Here is an 18,334-nt window from a genome sequence, read left to right as displayed (position 1 = left end):
ATCACCTGCTCTTACTCATTATCCTTATAAGTTCATTATTTTTTAATTCTGATGAGTTAGCTTCGTCTGTATCTAGATGAAACTCTAAAGCTGATTTATCGCTAACTCTGATAAGAACATTTTTAAATATTACACCTTTATCTCCAGCTGTTTCTACATTTACTAAGTCTCCATCTTTTACACCATAGACCTCTGCCTGCTTAGGTATCATATGAATGTGTCTTTTAGCACAAATTACTCTATTCTTAAAAATCAGCATACCATTTGGTCCAATAACAGATAGAGTTTCTGAGTTTTCAAGCTCTCCTGAATTTCTAACTGGTGGTTTTATTCCTAAAGCAAAAGCGTCTGTCCTTGATATTTCAATTTGGCTGTATTTTCTTACAGGACCTAAAATTCTTACCTTTTGGAAAGAACCTTTAGATCCTGCAATAGTTACTGTCTCATTAGCCGCAAACTGGCCAATCTGTTTTACACTATTTTTTACTGTAAGTTCATATCCTGTGCCAAAGAGACATTCTAAGTCTTCTTGCGTTACATGAATATGTCTATTAGATATGCCTACAGGTATTGAAAATTCTCTGTTTTTTATTTCAGCTTTTCCCACAATGTCTAATACTATATCTTTTATTAAGGATTCATTTATCTCTACCATTTATATCACCTTCGAGTTGTTTTATAGTGTATACATAAAGTTTTGGGTTGCCCTTTTTTTCTTGGACATGCTGGATCATGGCATATATTGCATACATCATCACTTTCTTGTCCATTTAAAGAATCCTCTTCTTTTTGAGAATCATCTTCATTTTCATCCTGCAATTCCTCTTCTTCATAAGAATTTTCCTTGTCTTCGTTGAATTCTTCCTCATCGACATCTTCCTTATTTACTTCTTCCCCTAATTCTTTATCTTCCACAGGATTAGTTGAAGTAGAACCATCGCAAACTAAATCTTCCCTTTTCTCTTGAAACTCTTCATCAGATTCATCACGATTACTACTATCTAACTGATCTGTGTCTTCTTCAAGAGCTTCTTTATTACTTTCTACTACTTCACTTTTTTCATTATTAATTCCTACTGTGGAATCAGACTCAATAATGCTTTCTAAATTTGCAGCTGGCCTTGGTATAATAAGTGTTGCATACACCTTGTTAACCCTAGTAGCACTAGCCTTTGCTGCTTCAATAGCAGCCTTTACTGCCCCAACATTTCCTTGTATCTTAATAGTCACAAGTCCTGATCCTTTTGTTAGTTCATATCCTATTAGTTCAACATTAGCTGACTTAACACAGCTATCTGCTGCTTCTATTGCTGCAGCCATTCCAACGGTTTCAATAACACCGAGGGCTTCTCCATTCATTAAAACCCCTCCCTAAAAATTTGCAAAGTATTCAAATAAACAATTTACATTCTTCTTCTGACTTAAGAAATTTTAATATTCAATTTATCCAGAGCTGAGATTACTGACGCCCTAACTTTTTCTATCACATCTACATCCACAAGTTCAATATCCTTAAAAGGCATTATTTTATAAAGTCTTGCTGCATTACAACCAACTATTCTTGCTTTTTCTTTTTCATATAAATTTAGCTTTAAGTTTATAAGTGGGTTCTCCTCTTTAAGCTTGCTGTATTGAAGAATTATTCTGCTATTCATAATTCCAATAGCTATACCTATTTTAGAATTTTGCGCTTCACTATGAATACATCTTTGCATAGTTTCATCACTAAACTCTATGTTTTTCAGCTTATATGGAATACCTTCCTCTTCTATACCTGCAAGAATTTCTCTTAAAAGAGGTTCCTTTGTATTATTTAAACATACAAAAATACATGGTATCTCCACACTGTTACCTATCATATTTCCTTACCTCTCAAGCTATTGTAGTAGGAAATTACAAGCCCAGTTGCCACAGCATTTCTAGGTCCCTCTGTTCCTCTTATATTTCCACTTCCACAAACAACTCCATAATGAGAAAGCTCATCGGATATCATTTCAGGAATTTCAAAGTCTAATGCTGAACCACCTACAAGCACTACAAAGTCGATAGATCTTAAGTCATTATTAGGTGCAATATCTTTTAATGCTCTGATAACATTGGTTACAAATACCTTTTTCTTTGCTTCTCTTCTTACAACTCTTATTTTCTCTATGCTATGTTTAGTAGGAACAGGTAACATCTCATCCTCTTTAACTATTACATTTCTTGCAAATAGAGATGCATCTAAGGGTTGTTGAAAGAAGCATACACTTCCATCTTCATACCTTATATTAAATAAACTTTCCACTTTAGCAAGGGCATTTTTCTTTATATCCTCTGCCAGATTATAATCCTCTAATCCTAATTCGGATTTTATAAGCATTGTAACCATTTCACCTGCACCAGCATGATGAATTGATTTAACTTCTCCATTCTTATTAATATAAGCTGAATCTGTTGAACCTCCTCCAATATCTAATATAACAAGAGGTTTGTCTGATCCTGGTGTAGTTAGTGCTCCAAGAACTGCCATATTAGCTTCTACTCCACCAATCAAAACTTGTACATTAGTTTCAGCTTGAAGTTTCTTAGCTATGGTTTCCATAGGTAATTTACTTGTTTTTACCATGGCAGCAAGAGCTACAGCGTTTTCTAAAGCAAACTCTCCTGCTAAGCCCCCTTGAACCTTCTGTGGTATAAATGTATCTACAGCCAAAATATCCTGTATTTTTATATTCTCTATATTTTGATCTGTAAGTTCACCCATTACCTGTCTTACTCTCTCTATCATTCCACCTACATTAGTACCTGCTTCACCACTCACATCTTTTAGAGGCCATACTTCACTTAAGCTGTTCATTATTGAACTAGAACCTTCTTCTACTCCAACCTTTTTTTGCTTAGTTCCCATAAGTATTAGTTTTCCCGCAGGAATAACCCTCTCTTTTACATCCCCTTCAGGGGTTCTTATGACAACAGCTGACCTGTTGCCAATAAGAGCCCTTGAAATAGGAATTATGTGTTTTGTTTCATCTGGTGAAAGTTTAAAGACAGTGGCAAGTCCATAGGGATTAGATAATACCTTTATTGTTTTTCCTGGAGCTGCTACCTCCACTGCTGCAAGCATTCCTATAGGAACTTTATCAATATAGGCTACTTCATCAACAATTGGTATTTTTTTATCTAATCTATTTGATATTATGACTCCATCATCACCTTGTATAACGGCTCCGGTAATTTCAATGTTCTTTTTGAATGCTTCATTTAATTTTTTAGCTGCAGTCTCAAAATCTACTGATTTAGGAATTATACAAATCACATCATCATTACTATGAAGATATTCAAGTTCATCCAGAAATACCGTTCTGCCAATGCCCACTCCTATACCACCAGGTGTATCTGGATTGTGTCCTATCATAGTTGATTCAGTAATTATAGTTTCCGTGATTGTCTCCATAGCAACATCACCAATAACTGGAGTTGCTTCATTTATGCATATAGTATGCAATTTGTCAACGGACATGTGTATACTATCGCAGGCTTCTTTCAAAGCAATAAGCACTCCTGCCACATTATCAGTGGTTCCTTTAATTCCTGTAGTTTTAACCATACTGCTAACAACAAATTTTAAGTTATCATCAAAATCGGCAATGGCAACTTCAGTGGTGGAATTTCCTATATCTACTCCTGCCACAAGCTTCACTTGTACACCACCTACCTAAACTTTTAGTCTGTTTCTCTTTTCATAAATTTCGCAAGCTTCTCTAACAAGTGCTGCACTTGTTTTTGCATTATATTTATTTTCTAATTCATTTGCTATATCAAGTAATTCTTGTTTTGTTGATCTATAAGGTCTTAACGCATTGTATATTTCTAAAACTCTAGCATCTGGAACTGCAGTTAATTCTGCGGCTCTTCTAAGATTTCTTGCAAACTGAACTCTTCCTACAGATTCTGCTATTTGGGCCTGATATAAAAGAACTTCTGGAGTAATTTTTATATCATCTGGAGTTATACTTCCATTCAATACATTGTCTATATTTATATCTTTTAAGCCTTTACCATTTTTAGTTTTTATTAAATCACTTCTTTTTTGGCCTAAAGGATAATCATTTTTAGTTAAGCTTTCAGTACATTTATTCTCGCAACTCTGTGGTGCTTTATTTTCACCAGCTGTCATAGTTTGTAAAACTTGGTTAACTATTTGTTCTATTAAAGCATTATTATCCATAACTTCACCCCTATTCGAAAACTACTTTTAATTCTATAGGCTTAGCATTTGGCACTACATGTTCTGTTTCTTTTATATGAAGTACCGCTGACTTAGCTTGATATCTAGGTCTAGCCATTTGATCATTCTTAACAGGCACTGGATCTGGTGATTCACCCTTAGCATATTTAGCAGCATTTTTGCCTATGGCTCTAAAAGTTTCTCTGTCAATTAATGGGCATTGTGGGAATAATTCAAGATTATTTAATGGCTCTAGGTCTTTTTGATGTATAACTGTAGTACCCTTAGACTGTATTCCTATGCCTATACCTGATCCACTTAGCTTAGCAGCATTATTAGCCATAAAAGATACGTCTGACGTACGTAACGATCTTACTACTCTTGGAACCATACCTTCTTCTTCTATACCTGCTAGAACTTCTCTTAATACATCATCATGAGGTATTCCAACTATTGTTTCAGTTTGAGTTTTTCCAAAGGCTGGTCCTACAGCTACAACAACTTCATCGCTTCTTTTTCCAACTTCAGCAGTACCAACTTCTTCTAATCTCATCCTGCCAACTCTTGCAGGTGCAGCATTAGTTTTAGTATCACTTGAATTTATGCCAGCTGTTAATTGGCTTAAAACCTGTTTGGTTATTAACTCTATTAGTTCTTCATTAGACACTGAATTTACCATATATCAATCACTCCTTTACATTTTGTCAGGATCTAGGGCGTGAGTTATGTTCTTAATTTTCTCCCATTTCTCACCTTCAAGTCTATATCCTGTTCCAGGTCCCATATAGTCATTAACATTGTTAACAGCACTTATAACATTATAATTTTCATCAAAGATAGCAGATGTATGTAGGTAGTCTCCTACTATTCTTTGTTTTAACAAGTTTAGAACTCTTTCAGCAATATCAGCCATTCCACCTTTATGAAGTGCTTTAACTATATCAAGCCCTGTAATACCACGTGTTAACAATTCTTGAGCGGACTTTAAATCTTCTACTACATTTCTAGCAGGCATATCTTTGCTACCATGAGCGTAAGTTGCTGCTTCAACTTCTTCGTCAGTAATAGCTGGTAAGCCTAATTCTCTAAATACTGCTTGAATTGCTTTGGCTGCCTTATTTCTGATAGCTACTACATCTTCCTCTTTTACTGGAACAAGACCTGCATCTACTTTTAAGTCTCTTTGCATAATTAGCCAATCATCATAATCCTCAGCATCCCAGTTTGAACCTGCAAACATGTTATCATAGTTTGGTGTACAACTATATCCTGAACATATAAAGTCAGTTCCTGGTAAGAATTGCATCATTGTTCTTGCAGTTCTTCTTATATCAGAGTGAGTGAAAGTTTGGTCATTACTTGAAGCAACTTCTAAATCTAACATTGTAGTTATTAAGTTTTCACCAAGTACTGCTCTTATACCGCCTGGTACTGCAGCTGGAACACCTATACAACTAACCGAACCATTTTGTAAGCCTTGAGATCCTGCACCTTTAGTTATCATTATGCATCTTGCTTCTAAGTAAAGCATTGATTTTCCTTCAGCATATCCCATTTGAACCTCTGAACCAGTACCAGATGTAAATCTCATCTTAAGACCACGTGATGCATAAGCTGATGCTAAGAAAGCCTTTGAATAAGGAGTATCATCACCATCAACAAATACGTTTTCAGTTCCATAAACAGATATAGTTTCTGCATAAGCAGTATATCCAAGCATACCTAGCTTAAGCTCAGTAGCTTCTTCTAGAGAACATTGAGTTAGTATTCCTGGTCTACCAACCTGTCCACCTACCATAATTGCTAATGCATTGAAAGGAGCATATCTTACTATACCTACTGTTGTTTCCATTTCATCAAAGCCTCTTAGAGCTGATTCAGCGGCATCTGCAGCGATCTGAACTGGGTTATCACGTACATTAGTAACGTGACATTGATTTGATGGAACTTTTCTAGCTCTCATTTTTTGAAGAGCCATCATCATTTCAACTACGTTCAATTGATCAACTACTTCAACAAGTTTTGCCGGTGTTAAAGCAGTAGTTATCTTAACTATCTCATCTCTTGAAACATTTATATCTGTTAACATTCTAGCTATGCTTAAAGAGTCTATTGCCATAGCCTTTTCAGCGTTTTCTATATTAATAGCATGATCAGCTAAGAAACTATCAATAAAGTCGAACTCATCTCTCTTTTTTCCATCCATTTCAACTATTTTTCCATTTTCCACTTTAATACTTGAAATTGGATCATTTGGACTTCCTATTGCTATTAATCCAACTTCTGGCCATTCTTTAACGAATCCATCATTATGAACTGGTCTGTTTTCTAATATTTCAAATCTTTTAGATCTTTTCACTGTAACACCACCCCTGTTAAATATATGGTTGAGTATCTGTCTTAGGATCTTGTCCCATCGACCTCAAAATTGACATTCCAACTTCTCTAGCAGCAATTACTGATTGTCTAACGGCACCAGAATCTCCTGTGATTGTTATAATAACCTCATTTGAGTGTGCTGTACCTGCTCCTGGACTTGCATAAGTTACCATTTCAACATTTGCAGTTTTCATAGCTGTATCTGCCATTACTACACCAATTCCTGCTGGAGCTCCTACAATTATTCCAAAAGCTTTTCCAAGCGGAGCTCCAAAAGCTTTTTCTAAAGCCAAGCTTGCTCTTGCTGTATATTGAAGTTCAAGATGCCCAACATCACATCCATATACATCTCCAAAAGTTCTATCTAATTCTTTTAGAGCTACTTCTACGGCTCTTCTAGCATCCGATACATCCTCAGCTGCTAGTATAATCAATGAACCATGACCTGCTCCACCCTTTGTATCTCTTGCCATTTCGATAGTTACTACTTCTGTATTAGTAGCTTTTACAGCTTCATCTGCCGCCATAATTTGTGGACCTGCTCCAGTTCTTGAACTAATTATTCCTATAGAACGATATTTTTTATCTAATCCCATTTTTTCATGTAAATAATAATCTACATTAGCTATAACTAAACCAACGGTGTCTCCTCTTGCAGCTCCTACGTATTCTGTTATTGCTGACGGTGCACTCATCGTTACTACCTCCCTTTTTTCTTCTATCACAATATTTTTTTCACTTAAACTAGCAGCTTCACTTTGTATTATCTTTTCTGCTGCTGATTGGATGATTTTACTCATCATGTCTTTATCTATATTCTGTAAGTTTATTTTGCTACCTAATTCTGATAAAACCTTTTCAATTAATGCATTATCCATGTTACTACCTCACAATTTCATTATTCAGCTAATTTAGGTAATAATTTTTCAACATCTGTATGTGGTCTTGGAATAACATGTATAGATATAACTTCTCCAACTCTCTTAGCTGATGCAGCACCTGCATCTGTAGCAGCTTTTACTGCTCCTACATCTCCCCTAACCATAACAGTTACAAGTCCTGACCCTATTTTTTCATAGCCTATTAATGCAACGTTTGCAGCCTTAACCATTGAATCAGCAGCTTCAATTGCAGCAACTAATCCTTTTGTTTCTATCATTCCTAAAGCTTCTTGTCCCATAAGACACCTCCAAAAATATTAAATATTTAAAATAACGTTTATGTTTCTATTTTATATGAATATTTAATAGAATTTTTGCAATATTTTGTTTAATTTAATGTTTATATTCACCTCTTAAATTTGTAATTTTTAGACTACTTTATGTATTTTCTTTACATTATCTACTGTAACCATTGTAAATATAGTCATTTTTTAAGGTATGCTTTTAATTGATTTCTTTAACCACATATTGTTATAATTATTTGTAAGAAAATCTTTTTATTTATGCTGATAACTAATGAGGTGTTTATGAATGATTCAAAAGAATACACATTAAGTGAAATTATAGATATATATTCTCTTCAAGACATTCAAGATAAGTTTTCCAAGATGACTAACCTATCCGCAGTAACCGTTGATAGGTTTGGTACACCTATAACCGCCCCAAGTAATTTTACAAAATTTTGCAACTTACTTAGAACTACTAAAGAGGGTTATAGAAGATGCAGTAATTGTGATGCTGAAGGAGGTCTAAAATCTATGCTTCTAAAAAAACCTATAGTTTACACCTGCCATGCAGGTCTTACGGACTTAACAGCTCCAATCATTGTAAATAATGTTTATCTTGGTGCCATGCTTTGTGGACAAGTGGTCATAGAAGAACATAAAACCAGAAGTCTTGTCAACTTAAAAAAATTATCTATAGAATTAGATATCCCTATTGAAGACCTTAAAGCTGCACTTAATGAAATAAAATCTATTAAACGTAATAAAATAATAGATTCTGCAGATTTTCTCTCTATGTTTGCTAATTACATTGCAGAAATGGGTGTTGCTAATGTAACTCATGCTGAACTACTTAAAGAAACTAAAGAAAAAATGAAATTTCAGCAGTTAGTTAAAGATACTCAGATTAAATCCATCCAATCTCAAGTTAATCCTCACTTTTTATTTAATACTTTAAATACAATTGCAGGTATGGCACTTATGGAAGACTCCGAAAAGACTGCGGAACTCATATATTCCCTATCTGATATACTAAGGTACAGTATAAAAAATTCAGAGGATATGGTTGAAATTGGTGTTGAATTAGAAAACATACAAAAGTATTTATTTATTCAGATAACAAGATACAGTGACAAACTTAGTTATGATATAAAGATTCCAGATAAAATATTAAAGTATAAAATTCCATCTATGACTCTGCAGCCCCTTATAGAAAACGCTATCATCCATGGACTAGAACCTCAAAATAATCCTGGTAAAATCAATGTTGTTGGAGAAATCTTACCTGATAAATCTGTTCTAATTAAAATAACTGATAATGGCGTAGGTATGAGTAAAGAAAAGTTAGACATGCTGCTAGGTAGTATAAATTCTTCTGGTAATAGTGGTGGCATTGGCTTGAAAATTGTTCAAGATAGACTAGTTTATTATTTTGGCGATGAATTTGGCATTAAAATTGAAAGTTCTCCTCATTCAGGAACCACCGTATATGTTAAGGTACCACCTATTTATTAAAAGCTATTAGGGAGGTGTTTAAAATTATGTACAAGCTATTAATTGCTGACGACGAAGCTTTTGAACGTAAAGCTATGAGATTTATACTGAAAAAAAGTTTTGCTAATATTAACATAGTCGATGAAGCGACAACAGGAGAGGAAGCTGTTGCTTTATCTCAAAAACATAAACCTCATATAATTCTAATGGATATCAAAATGCCAGAAAAAAGCGGCTTAGAAGCACAAAAATCTATTGTTCAGTTTCTTCCAGGTGTAAAAACTATCATATTGACAGCTTACGATAACTTTAGCTTTGCACAAAACGCTATTAAACTTGGGGTAGTTGACTATATTCTAAAACCAGCAAAACCCAAAGAATTAAATGAGTCAATTAATAAAATTCTCTCTCTATTAAAGCATGATAATATGAATTCTAATAATTCAATTGATATATCTTCCGACAAAAATCCTATTTACAAAGCAATAAAATATATAAACAAAAATTTTAGTAAGAATATAACTCTGGAAGTAGTATCCGAATATATACATTTAAATCCTCAATATTTTAGTAGATATTTTAAAAACCATACTGGCTTAAATTTTACAGAATATGTCTCTAAAACTCGTATTAAAGAAGCAAAAAAATTGTTATCCTCTACCGATAGAAGCATAAGTGGAATATCTTTAGCTGTTGGTTATATAGATCCTACTTACTTTACTAAAGTTTTTACAAAATATGAAGGAATATCACCTCACAAATATAGGTCTGCACAAAGGATCTATCCTTTAGATTTATAAATAATTTTAAGCATAGATAAAGGAGCTGATAAGTATGAAACTTACCAGCTCCTTATTTATGAGTTTTTTATATTTACTTTATTAGAATTTGTCTTTTTTCTCTTTTAAAGCTCTAATTATTCTTTCAGGAGTTGCTGGCATTGTAGTTATGTTAACTCCCAAGGTATGATTTATTGCATTTATAATTGCCGGGGCTATTCCATTAGTTGCAATTTCACCTACACTTTTAGCTCCATAAGGTCCATTTTCATCCCCTTCTTCTATGAGGATAGTTTTAATTTTCGGCATATCTGGCGCATTTACTAGATGATATTTGCTGAAGGTATTAGACTTTATTCTTCCTTTGTTGTCAATATCTATCTCCTCTGTAAGAGCATATCCTATACCCATTTGTGCTCCACCTTGTATTTGCCCCTCTACCAAGGTTTTATTTATAGCTCTTCCTATATCATGTACTGCAAGCAAATCCGTAACTCTCACTAAACCAGTCTCTGTGTCAACTTCAACCTCCACAAAATCTGCTGCATATACAGCTGGATTAGATTGAGCATTGTATGTATTCATAACCTCTAATCCATTACTATAATTATTTTCGATTAAAGTTGCTGCTTCTGCATAAGTAAATTTGTAGTCAGGCTTATCTTTACACCAAAGTTTTTCATTCTCCATTGCAACTTTGTCTACTCCACATTTAAATATTAAAGCACAATAACTAATAATTTTTTCTACCAGTAATTCACAGGCTCTTTTAACTGCGGCACCACAAACATAAGTTACTCTGCTAGCTTGCGTACCTCCGGAATCATATGGAGTAACAAAGGTGTCTCCTTCTGTTGCGTAAATTTTATCAATATCAATACTTAGCACCTCTGCTGCAATTTGTTTCATAGTTATAACGGTTCCACAACCTAGATCATGCACAGTTTCCTTTAAAAGTATATGTCCATCTACATCCATTCTTACATATACCGTTGAAAATTCAGGATATGCTCCAAAATATCCATTACCATGTGTTACAGCGGCCATTCCAACGCCTCTCACATATCTGCCATCCGTCGATATCTGCGGCCATCTTTTTTCCCAATTAAAAGCTTGTACTCCAATCTTAACACAATCAATAGCTCTACCATTTCCAATATCTGTTCCACCGCCTAGATCCTTTTCATATGGTTTAAGAAGATTTTTAAGTCTAAGCTCTACCGGATCCATATCTAGCTTTCTTGCAGCATTATCTATATTAATTTCTGTTATGGCATGTATTTGCGGTGAACCATATCCTCTGCATGGACCTCCTATAGGCGTATTAGTATATACAACTTTTACATTATATCTTTGATTTTTTATCCTATACAATCTACTTGTTTTTTTACCCATAGCCATTGCTATAGCAATTCCATTAGTAAGATAGGCTCCCGTATCAACTAATACATCGATATCTCTTGATAGGATAATACCTTCTTTATTCAGCACAGTTTTGACCTTTCCAATCATATTATGTCTTGTTCTTGTTCCTATTATTGATTGGCTTCTGTCTAGTAAAAATTGAACTGGCTTCCTTAAAACTAAAGAAGCATATGCACTGATTGGTTCTAAAACAGGATGAGTTTTCCCACCAAAGGATCCTCCCATAGCTGTTTTTATAATTCTCACTTTGCTCTTAGGGATTCCTAAAGCTTGAGCAACAATAAGCTGAGTTTGAAAAATTTCTTGACAAGGCGACCATACCACAATATTGTTAAATTCATCTATACTTGATAAACAAACATGTGGTTCAATAGCAGCATGATGAACTTTCTGAGTAGTAACAGTGTCTTCTACTACATATTCCGATTTACTGAATTCTAAATCACAGTCTCCATATTTCATTTCCTTTGAAAAAATCAAATTTGTATCTTCATGTACTTTAGGAGAATTCTCCTTTAAAGCTTCTTTCGGATCAATCACTGCAGCTAATTCTTTGTATTTTACTTTAATTAATCCTAAAGCCTCGTCAGCTGTTTTTAAATCTCTAGCTACAACTGCTGCAATTTTATCTCCTACAAATCTAGCTTTACTTGTAAACATAGTTTCATCTTCTGGCACTCTATGTCCCTCATACCATCTATGAGAGTTATACTTAATATTAGGTGTATTCTTATATGTAAATACCGCCTCAACGCCTTCTAATTTTTCTGCTTCTGATGGATCTATATCCTCAATTATTCCATGAGCTACGCTGCTTAAAAGAAACCTTCCATAGAGCATACCATGTAATTTCATGTCCGCAACATACTTCAATTTTCCAGTAACCTTTTCCACAATATCCTGCATAGGCACATATTTACCGATATACTTATAGTTATCTATCACGGCTATTACCTCCTATAGAACTTTCAAATAACTTTCCAATAATTTCATCACAGATTCCTAGAATGGCTTCTCTTTTATATTCTTTAGACTTTCTATTTGGTATAGCTAAATCAACCTGATATTTAAGTTTCTCTTTAAAACTTTCAAAAAGCTCTGTATTTACTTCTTTATTGACAAGAATTTCTTCGCATATAGTAGAATGAAAGGCCTTTTCTCCAAGAGAACCTATTACTATGGATACTTCTTCAATTACCTTTCCAAGCTTTAAACTAACAGCCATGTTTAATTTAGATATAGTGACTGAACTTCTGCTGCCAATTTTAGAAAAAGCGGATTTATAATTGATGTTTCTAATTGGGATTAATATCTCAACTATAACTTCATCCTTTTTTAGAGAATTCTTATTTATTCCTAAAACCAATTCCTCTATACTTTTTTCAATAAATATTCCCTCTCCATTCATTATTTTAGCTTTAGCATTAAGACATATTAATGCTGGAATACAATCTGCTGCTTGCGAAGCGTTTGCCACATTTCCTGCTATAGTAGCACAATTTCTTATTTGTGTTGATCCAATCATTGATGCTGCCTGTGCTACGCAGGTCGCATAGCTATTTATTATACTGCTTTCAGAAATATCTGTAAAAGTAGTATTTGCTCCTATTTTTATAAAGTCATCTTCTTTTGTTATATAGTTTAACTTGCTAATTCCTGTTAAATCAATAATAGTCCCTTCATATATATTCTTTTTATTCATTTTTATGATAAAATCAGTTCCTCCGGCTAAAATATAAGTGTTGTCATCAGCATTACTTATATAGCGCTTCAACTCTTCTAAAGTCTGTGGAGTTTTTATAGTCATTTCACTCATGCTTTATCCCTCCCTATTAACCATAACTACAGCATCTAAAACCGCCTCTATTATTTTATTGTAGCCAGTACACCTACATAAGTTTCCTTCTATAGCTTTTTTAATTTCTTCTTCTGTAGGATTAACATTATTCATAAGCAAAGCTTTACAGGACATAAGCATTCCTGGAGTACAGAACCCACATTGAACTGCACCTTTGTTTATAAAGGCCTTCTGAAGTTCATCAAGCTCGCCATTTTTCTCCAAACCTTCAACAGTTATAATTTCTTTATTTCTCGCTTGCACTGCTAAAATCATACAAGAATTCACCGCTCTTTTATTCATAATAACTGTACATGCTCCACATTCTCCTTCTGAACATCCCTCTTTAGTGCCTGTAAGGCCAATATCTTCCCTTATAATATCCAGCAACCTTTTTCTTGGATCTACATCTAACTTGTATTTCTTTTTATTTACAGTAAGTTCTATAAACATATCTATATCAGCTCCTAACACCCTATATGCAAATATTTTAATCATTAATGGTCTAAAAAAAGTCAGTAGATGAATTTTCAAATTCATCTTAAATTATATTTTAAATTTTTGAGTCAAATCGGTAAGTTTTTGAGCAAGTTCTGATTGATTTTGAGCTGTTGATGCTACTTGCCCTATTGCTTGAACTGATTCATCAATACTTTCTTCTATTTCATTTGATTTTTCCGATGAAGTCTGTATCATTTTAGTCATGTTCTTTATATAAGTATTTATTGAGTCTATAGTTATACTTATTTCTTCTGTCATAATAGCTATTTTTTCTGACATATTATTTACAAAATCTGCATCATCGCTATATTGAATTCCTATATCACTAAAATATTGAAACTGCTTAATTACATTTTCATTCATAAATTTTAATAAAGTATTACTATTATCTGATAAATTTTTAAATGCTTTTTGAACATTACCTATAATATCTTTAACATTTGAAACAGAATTTGATGACTGTTCTGCAAGCCTTCTTACCTCCTCAGCTACTACTGCAAAGCCTTTTCCACTTTCACCAGCCCTTGAGGCCTCAATAGCTGCATTTAGTGCAAGAAGATTGGTTTGTTCCGCTATTGAAGATATATCATCTGCCATATCCATTATTCTTTCTACAATCTTTCCCTCTTCTATTGCTTTTAAAATGTTTTCTTCTTTTTCAGAATATAACTTCTTTAGTTCTGCTATAGCAGTTTCACTTTTTTGATTTAAAGATATAGCTCTATCTTTTATACTAGCAGCGTTATTATTTCCATTAACAGCTTTCTCTGATAGTATAGTTACCTTTGAATCCACTTCTTGTACTGAAGATAATACCCTTTCTGAACCTATATTTATTTTATTTACGCCTGTACTTATTTCCTTAGCTGAAGCGTTTATAAATTCAAACTTAGATAACATCTCTTCAACTACAGCAGACAACTCTTCACTATACGCACTTACTTCCTGTGATTCACTTATTATATCAATTACTAATCTTCTGACGTTATCCTGCGCAGTATTTAATGCCAAAGCAGTTCTTCCAAACTCATCTCTTCTTGCTAACGTAACTGGTTTACTAAAATTAAAATTTTTAAGCCTATAAGCAAATTCATTTATCTTTAATAAAGGATCTATCACATTCCTTGCTAAGAAGTATGCTATAGTGATAGTTATTAAAATTATTATTATAACAATAGATGCTATGACAATTCCAACCTTATTTGCCTCTTCAATTAATTCTTCTTTACTTATCACAGAGGCCATCTTCCATCCAGTAGAAGGAGATGTATATACAGATACTAAACTAGGTTTTCCATCTATTATTGTTTCAAAAGAAGAATTATCTTCACTAATAAACTTAGAATAATCTTTTATCTTATATTCTATTGTTTTGTTAGTCTTTTCATCTTTGGTTTCTTCAGTTGAAAGTTTGCTCAGATTTTTAAAGGTAAGATTAGAATTGGGATGTGCAATTATAGTTCCATCTTTTGAATATAGAAATAGGTATCCTCTTTTCCCGACCTTTATATTTTTTATTGTCTCAGAAAGCGTTTTTAAACTAACATCTAAGCCTATTACACCAATAATTTCTCCAGAATCATTTTTCACACAACTTGTTGTACTTACAATAGCTGATTCTGTACCATCCGTAGACATATACGGAGCAGAAACATTTACTTTATCCGGATCCTTTATAGCTTGTTCATACCATTGTCGTTTTCTAGGATCAAAATCACTTATATTTAATCCATCTGGCCATTGTATGTATCCTCCCCACTTTGTTCCCAAATAAACATATGCAACATCTGGATGTGACTTAGAATATCTTTCGAGCTCATTATATATTTCTCCCTCTATGCCACCTAATTCCTTAGAATATTTTTTGGAATGCTCTTCTTTAGAAATATTAAAAAGAGCTATTATACTCTCATCAGCTTTTTTAATCATTTCATTTGACCCTATATATTTATTATTTTCCTTGATATCTTTAAATAAAGTTAATATATTGTTATCGACTTGTACCATTTCTTTTTGTGAAGAATTATATATATTATTTTTTATTATATTAAATGTATTTCTATAACTTATAATCCCAATAGGTATTGATGTTATAAGAATAACAAACACAAAATATAATATAATTTTTGTTTTCATGGATTCCTTCATAACATTACCTCCAAAACTATTTAAAACAACTCTTGTCTACACTATTTTGAAGTAATAAAAAAGAGAGTGAACTCTTTTGTTTTCTCTCCTTTTTACATTTCTATCTTGTACATAACAATGAGCATATTTATTTAGGCTTAGCTACTATTATTTAGAAATTTCTATAAGATCCACAACCATCAGCAGATACTGGAATGCATCTAACTTTTTTGCCTTCCTTCATTTCTCCATATAATATTAACCAATATGGACGATAGCAGTTCTCAATTTTTTCAAATTCTATTTCTGCAAGGTTACCAAGATTTCTACGAACAACTCTTGATGCAACCCTCTTACAACTATCTATCATACGCTTATCAGAATAAGAGGAAATTTGTATGGATTCCTGGTCTACATCCTTAACAGAAGCTATTTCAGGTTTGCTATCAACGATTGCTGTTTCACATGTAGTTCCATCTACTAACATTAATATTTTTTGTTTTTTAATTTTATTATTTCTGAATAAATATTTTTCTAAAAAATTAGGTTTATGAGTTAGAATACATGTAACAAATTTAACTTCAACATAATGGATTCTAACCTCTGAAATTTTTTTATTTGATAAACCCATAAAAAAACTTCTCATACCCTTTGCCGTTCTTATTGCTTCTTCTTTTCCTATCTTAATTTTAAATATATTAATATCCATACAATTTCCTCCAATAAAGTCTTATTTGCTTTTATTTTTATAAAATTTAAATATCTCCATTAAGTATGCTACAAAAATTACAGTAACAATTATCGCTAATGAAATTGGTATAATAAGTCCAACTACAACATCAATTTTTTTAATAATTGATATCCAAATAATAGCACCTACAATGAAAAACATTAGAACAAGAAATCCATCTATACCTGTCCATTCAACTTTATCAACTTCAACTTTTTCAATTAAATCATTTTTTCCTGCCATTATCTATTCACCTCTATTACATTATTTTTCTCAATTTTCTCTTTTCCAATTATATTTCCAATAAACCACGCAATAGTAGATAAAGGTAATGCTGCAACAAGTGGCTCAATTGAAACACCTTGAATTGGGAATAGTTTTAATAATGTAAAAACAAGAATTCCAGTAATCATACCCATGTATCCACCTAATGTCTTTATTTTACCCTTGTATAATAATGCTCCAACTATAGGTATAAAGCCAGCTGACATCCAGATTGAGCTTGTGAAAATCATAGCATCTTGAGCTGTTGGAAATTTAAATGCAAGCAACAATCCAAATAGAGCAACAGCTACAACACCACATCTTGTTAAGAATACAATTTTGGCTTGAGAAACGTCTCCTTTTATCCTTGCATAGAAATCATTTGCAAGTGTAGCTCCTCCTGTAAGATAATATCCACAGAGAGCTGATATAATAGCACCCATTATTGCTACTATAAAGACTCCTCTAAAACCTACCGGAATTGTTCTAAATACAAGCTGAATGTATCCTTCTGTTGGTGGAGTATTAGGATATAACACTTTTACCATAAGACCTGTCAAAAATAGTACTAAATCAAAGGCAATCCATAAAACTAAACAAGTAAGTAATGCTCTTCTACCTGCTTTAGGTGAATTAGCCGCTGAAAATCTTTGATAAAAAGCAGGATCTGCATAAACGTTAAAGGCTAATAAAACAAGCATAAGTGCTTTCATAAATGAGAATCCACCATATGGGTCCATGAGCTTTGGAGTACTAGCAAGACTATGTGTAAGACCTGCCCATCCACCAACCTCACGCCAATTTATAGGCATTACAATACAAATTACTACCATCATAATCCAAAAGTGAATCATGTCCATAACTGCAACACCCATAAGTCCACCTAGAACTGTAATAATAATAACTAAGCCAACAGCTAAACATCCTGCTACTTCTGGATTTATTCCCCATGCTGAATGTCCTATAAAACCTGCTGCTGTTACCTCACCTAATCTAATACAATAAAGGAACATAAAAAATGAACCTAATAATGCCACACCCCTGCCATAGACACTATGTAGTAAATCTGGTACTGTTATAGCAGTTCTAACATGTATTCTAGGGCCTACCCATAAAGCAAGTGGAATTCTACCTGCATGGCAAGTCACAGACCATATTACCCAACATGATAACCCATATATAGCAGAGTATTCTATATTACCTACTGTACCAACTCCACCATACCAAGTTGAAAACAATGTTCCAACGGTAAGAGACCAAGGCAGTGCATGATTTCCAAGATAAAAGGTCTCCATGTCCTTTGCTGCCTTTGAAAAATAATAACTTATCCCAACAAATAATACTATAAATGCAATAATAACAACATTATCTAAAGCAGTTAAACTGATACTCATTTATTAATTCCCCCCTATTTTTAATCCCT

At 33.2% G+C, this 18,334-nt stretch carries 18 protein-coding genes; 2 read left to right on the top strand and 16 right to left on the bottom strand.

What is annotated here, in order from left to right:
- Position 1: 1 nt before the first annotated feature.
- From I6U48_RS17995 to pduA, 9 genes are all read right to left on the bottom strand, one after another.
- A complete protein-coding gene (locus tag I6U48_RS17995; protein ID WP_218321854.1) occupies positions 2 to 655 on the bottom strand; it encodes a phosphate propanoyltransferase in 654 nt (217 codons plus the stop codon).
- 5 nt (positions 656 to 660) lie between these two features.
- Positions 661 to 1,359 (bottom strand): BMC domain-containing protein, encoded by a 699-nt coding sequence (locus I6U48_RS30150; protein WP_218321853.1) that lies wholly within the window; start codon positions 1,357 to 1,359, stop codon positions 661 to 663.
- Positions 1,360 to 1,421: 62 nt separating this feature from the next.
- Complete coding sequence (locus tag I6U48_RS17985) at positions 1,422 to 1,859, bottom strand: glycerol dehydratase reactivase beta/small subunit family protein (protein ID WP_218321852.1); 438 nt, start codon at positions 1,857 to 1,859, stop codon at positions 1,422 to 1,424.
- Entirely contained in the window at positions 1,856 to 3,682 is a 1,827-nt protein-coding gene (locus I6U48_RS17980) for a diol dehydratase reactivase subunit alpha (protein WP_218321851.1), read from the bottom strand. The genes I6U48_RS17985 and I6U48_RS17980 overlap by 4 nt, the downstream gene beginning before the upstream one ends.
- 15 nt (positions 3,683 to 3,697) lie before the next feature.
- Entirely contained in the window at positions 3,698 to 4,210 is a 513-nt protein-coding gene (locus I6U48_RS17975; protein ID WP_218321850.1) for a diol dehydratase small subunit, read from the bottom strand.
- Between the two features lie 10 nt (positions 4,211 to 4,220).
- The gene (locus I6U48_RS17970; protein WP_218321849.1) at positions 4,221 to 4,889 is read right to left on the bottom strand and encodes a propanediol/glycerol family dehydratase medium subunit; all 669 of its coding nucleotides are present in this window, start codon (positions 4,887 to 4,889) and stop codon (positions 4,221 to 4,223) included.
- A gap of 15 nt (positions 4,890 to 4,904) precedes the next feature.
- On the bottom strand, positions 4,905 to 6,569 hold the full coding sequence (locus tag I6U48_RS17965; protein ID WP_218321848.1) for a propanediol/glycerol family dehydratase large subunit: 1,665 nt from the start codon (positions 6,567 to 6,569) through the stop codon (positions 4,905 to 4,907).
- A gap of 16 nt (positions 6,570 to 6,585) precedes the next feature.
- A complete protein-coding gene (pduB, locus tag I6U48_RS17960) occupies positions 6,586 to 7,404 on the bottom strand; it encodes a propanediol utilization microcompartment protein PduB (RefSeq protein ID WP_376774582.1) in 819 nt (272 codons plus the stop codon).
- A gap of 83 nt (positions 7,405 to 7,487) precedes the next feature.
- The gene (gene pduA, locus I6U48_RS17955) at positions 7,488 to 7,769 is read right to left on the bottom strand and encodes a propanediol utilization microcompartment protein PduA (RefSeq protein WP_218321847.1); all 282 of its coding nucleotides are present in this window, start codon (positions 7,767 to 7,769) and stop codon (positions 7,488 to 7,490) included.
- Positions 7,770 to 8,057: 288 nt separating this feature from the next.
- On the opposite strand from pduA, the gene I6U48_RS17950 reads away from it, so the two are divergent.
- Both I6U48_RS17950 and I6U48_RS17945 read left to right on the top strand, forming a co-directional pair.
- The gene (locus tag I6U48_RS17950; RefSeq protein WP_218321846.1) at positions 8,058 to 9,269 is read left to right on the top strand and encodes a sensor histidine kinase; all 1,212 of its coding nucleotides are present in this window, start codon (positions 8,058 to 8,060) and stop codon (positions 9,267 to 9,269) included.
- 26 nt (positions 9,270 to 9,295) lie between these two features.
- Positions 9,296 to 10,048, top strand: a complete 753-nt coding sequence (locus tag I6U48_RS17945) for a response regulator transcription factor (protein ID WP_218321845.1) — start codon at positions 9,296 to 9,298, stop codon at positions 10,046 to 10,048.
- Positions 10,049 to 10,129: 81 nt separating this feature from the next.
- Here the strand turns inward: I6U48_RS17945 and I6U48_RS17940 are convergent, their stop codons facing one another.
- The 7 genes from I6U48_RS17940 to I6U48_RS17910 all read right to left on the bottom strand — a co-directional run bounded on the left by I6U48_RS17940 (position 10,130) and on the right by I6U48_RS17910 (position 18,305).
- On the bottom strand, positions 10,130 to 12,397 hold the full coding sequence (locus tag I6U48_RS17940) for a xanthine dehydrogenase family protein molybdopterin-binding subunit (RefSeq protein ID WP_218321844.1): 2,268 nt from the start codon (positions 12,395 to 12,397) through the stop codon (positions 10,130 to 10,132).
- The gene (locus I6U48_RS17935) at positions 12,387 to 13,268 is read right to left on the bottom strand and encodes an FAD binding domain-containing protein (RefSeq protein WP_218321843.1); all 882 of its coding nucleotides are present in this window, start codon (positions 13,266 to 13,268) and stop codon (positions 12,387 to 12,389) included. Before I6U48_RS17935 ends, I6U48_RS17940 begins: the two co-directional genes overlap by 11 nt.
- 3 nt (positions 13,269 to 13,271) lie before the next feature.
- Positions 13,272 to 13,742 carry a (2Fe-2S)-binding protein gene (locus tag I6U48_RS17930; RefSeq protein WP_218321842.1) on the bottom strand — a complete coding sequence of 157 codons (471 nt, stop codon included), beginning with the start codon at positions 13,740 to 13,742 and terminating at the stop codon, positions 13,272 to 13,274.
- Positions 13,743 to 13,835: 93 nt separating this feature from the next.
- Positions 13,836 to 15,938, bottom strand: coding sequence for a methyl-accepting chemotaxis protein (locus tag I6U48_RS17925; RefSeq protein ID WP_218321841.1), 2,103 nt, complete (start codon positions 15,936 to 15,938; stop codon positions 13,836 to 13,838).
- Positions 15,939 to 16,089: 151 nt separating this feature from the next.
- Positions 16,090 to 16,626 carry a hypothetical protein gene (locus I6U48_RS17920; RefSeq protein WP_218321840.1) on the bottom strand — a complete coding sequence of 179 codons (537 nt, stop codon included), beginning with the start codon at positions 16,624 to 16,626 and terminating at the stop codon, positions 16,090 to 16,092.
- 21 nt (positions 16,627 to 16,647) lie between these two features.
- The gene (locus I6U48_RS17915; RefSeq protein WP_218321839.1) at positions 16,648 to 16,890 is read right to left on the bottom strand and encodes a hypothetical protein; all 243 of its coding nucleotides are present in this window, start codon (positions 16,888 to 16,890) and stop codon (positions 16,648 to 16,650) included.
- Positions 16,890 to 18,305 (bottom strand): sodium:solute symporter family protein, encoded by a 1,416-nt coding sequence (locus I6U48_RS17910; RefSeq protein WP_218321838.1) that lies wholly within the window; start codon positions 18,303 to 18,305, stop codon positions 16,890 to 16,892. Before I6U48_RS17910 ends, I6U48_RS17915 begins: the two co-directional genes overlap by 1 nt.
- Between the last annotated feature and the right edge of the window lie 29 nt (positions 18,306 to 18,334).

It is taken from the genome of Clostridium thailandense, assembly GCF_019207025.1.
GTDB lineage: Bacteria > Bacillota > Clostridia > Clostridiales > Clostridiaceae > Clostridium_AM > Clostridium_AM thailandense.
Note: the sequence above shows the minus strand (reverse complement) of the source record. Positions and strands in the feature narration are given on the sequence as shown.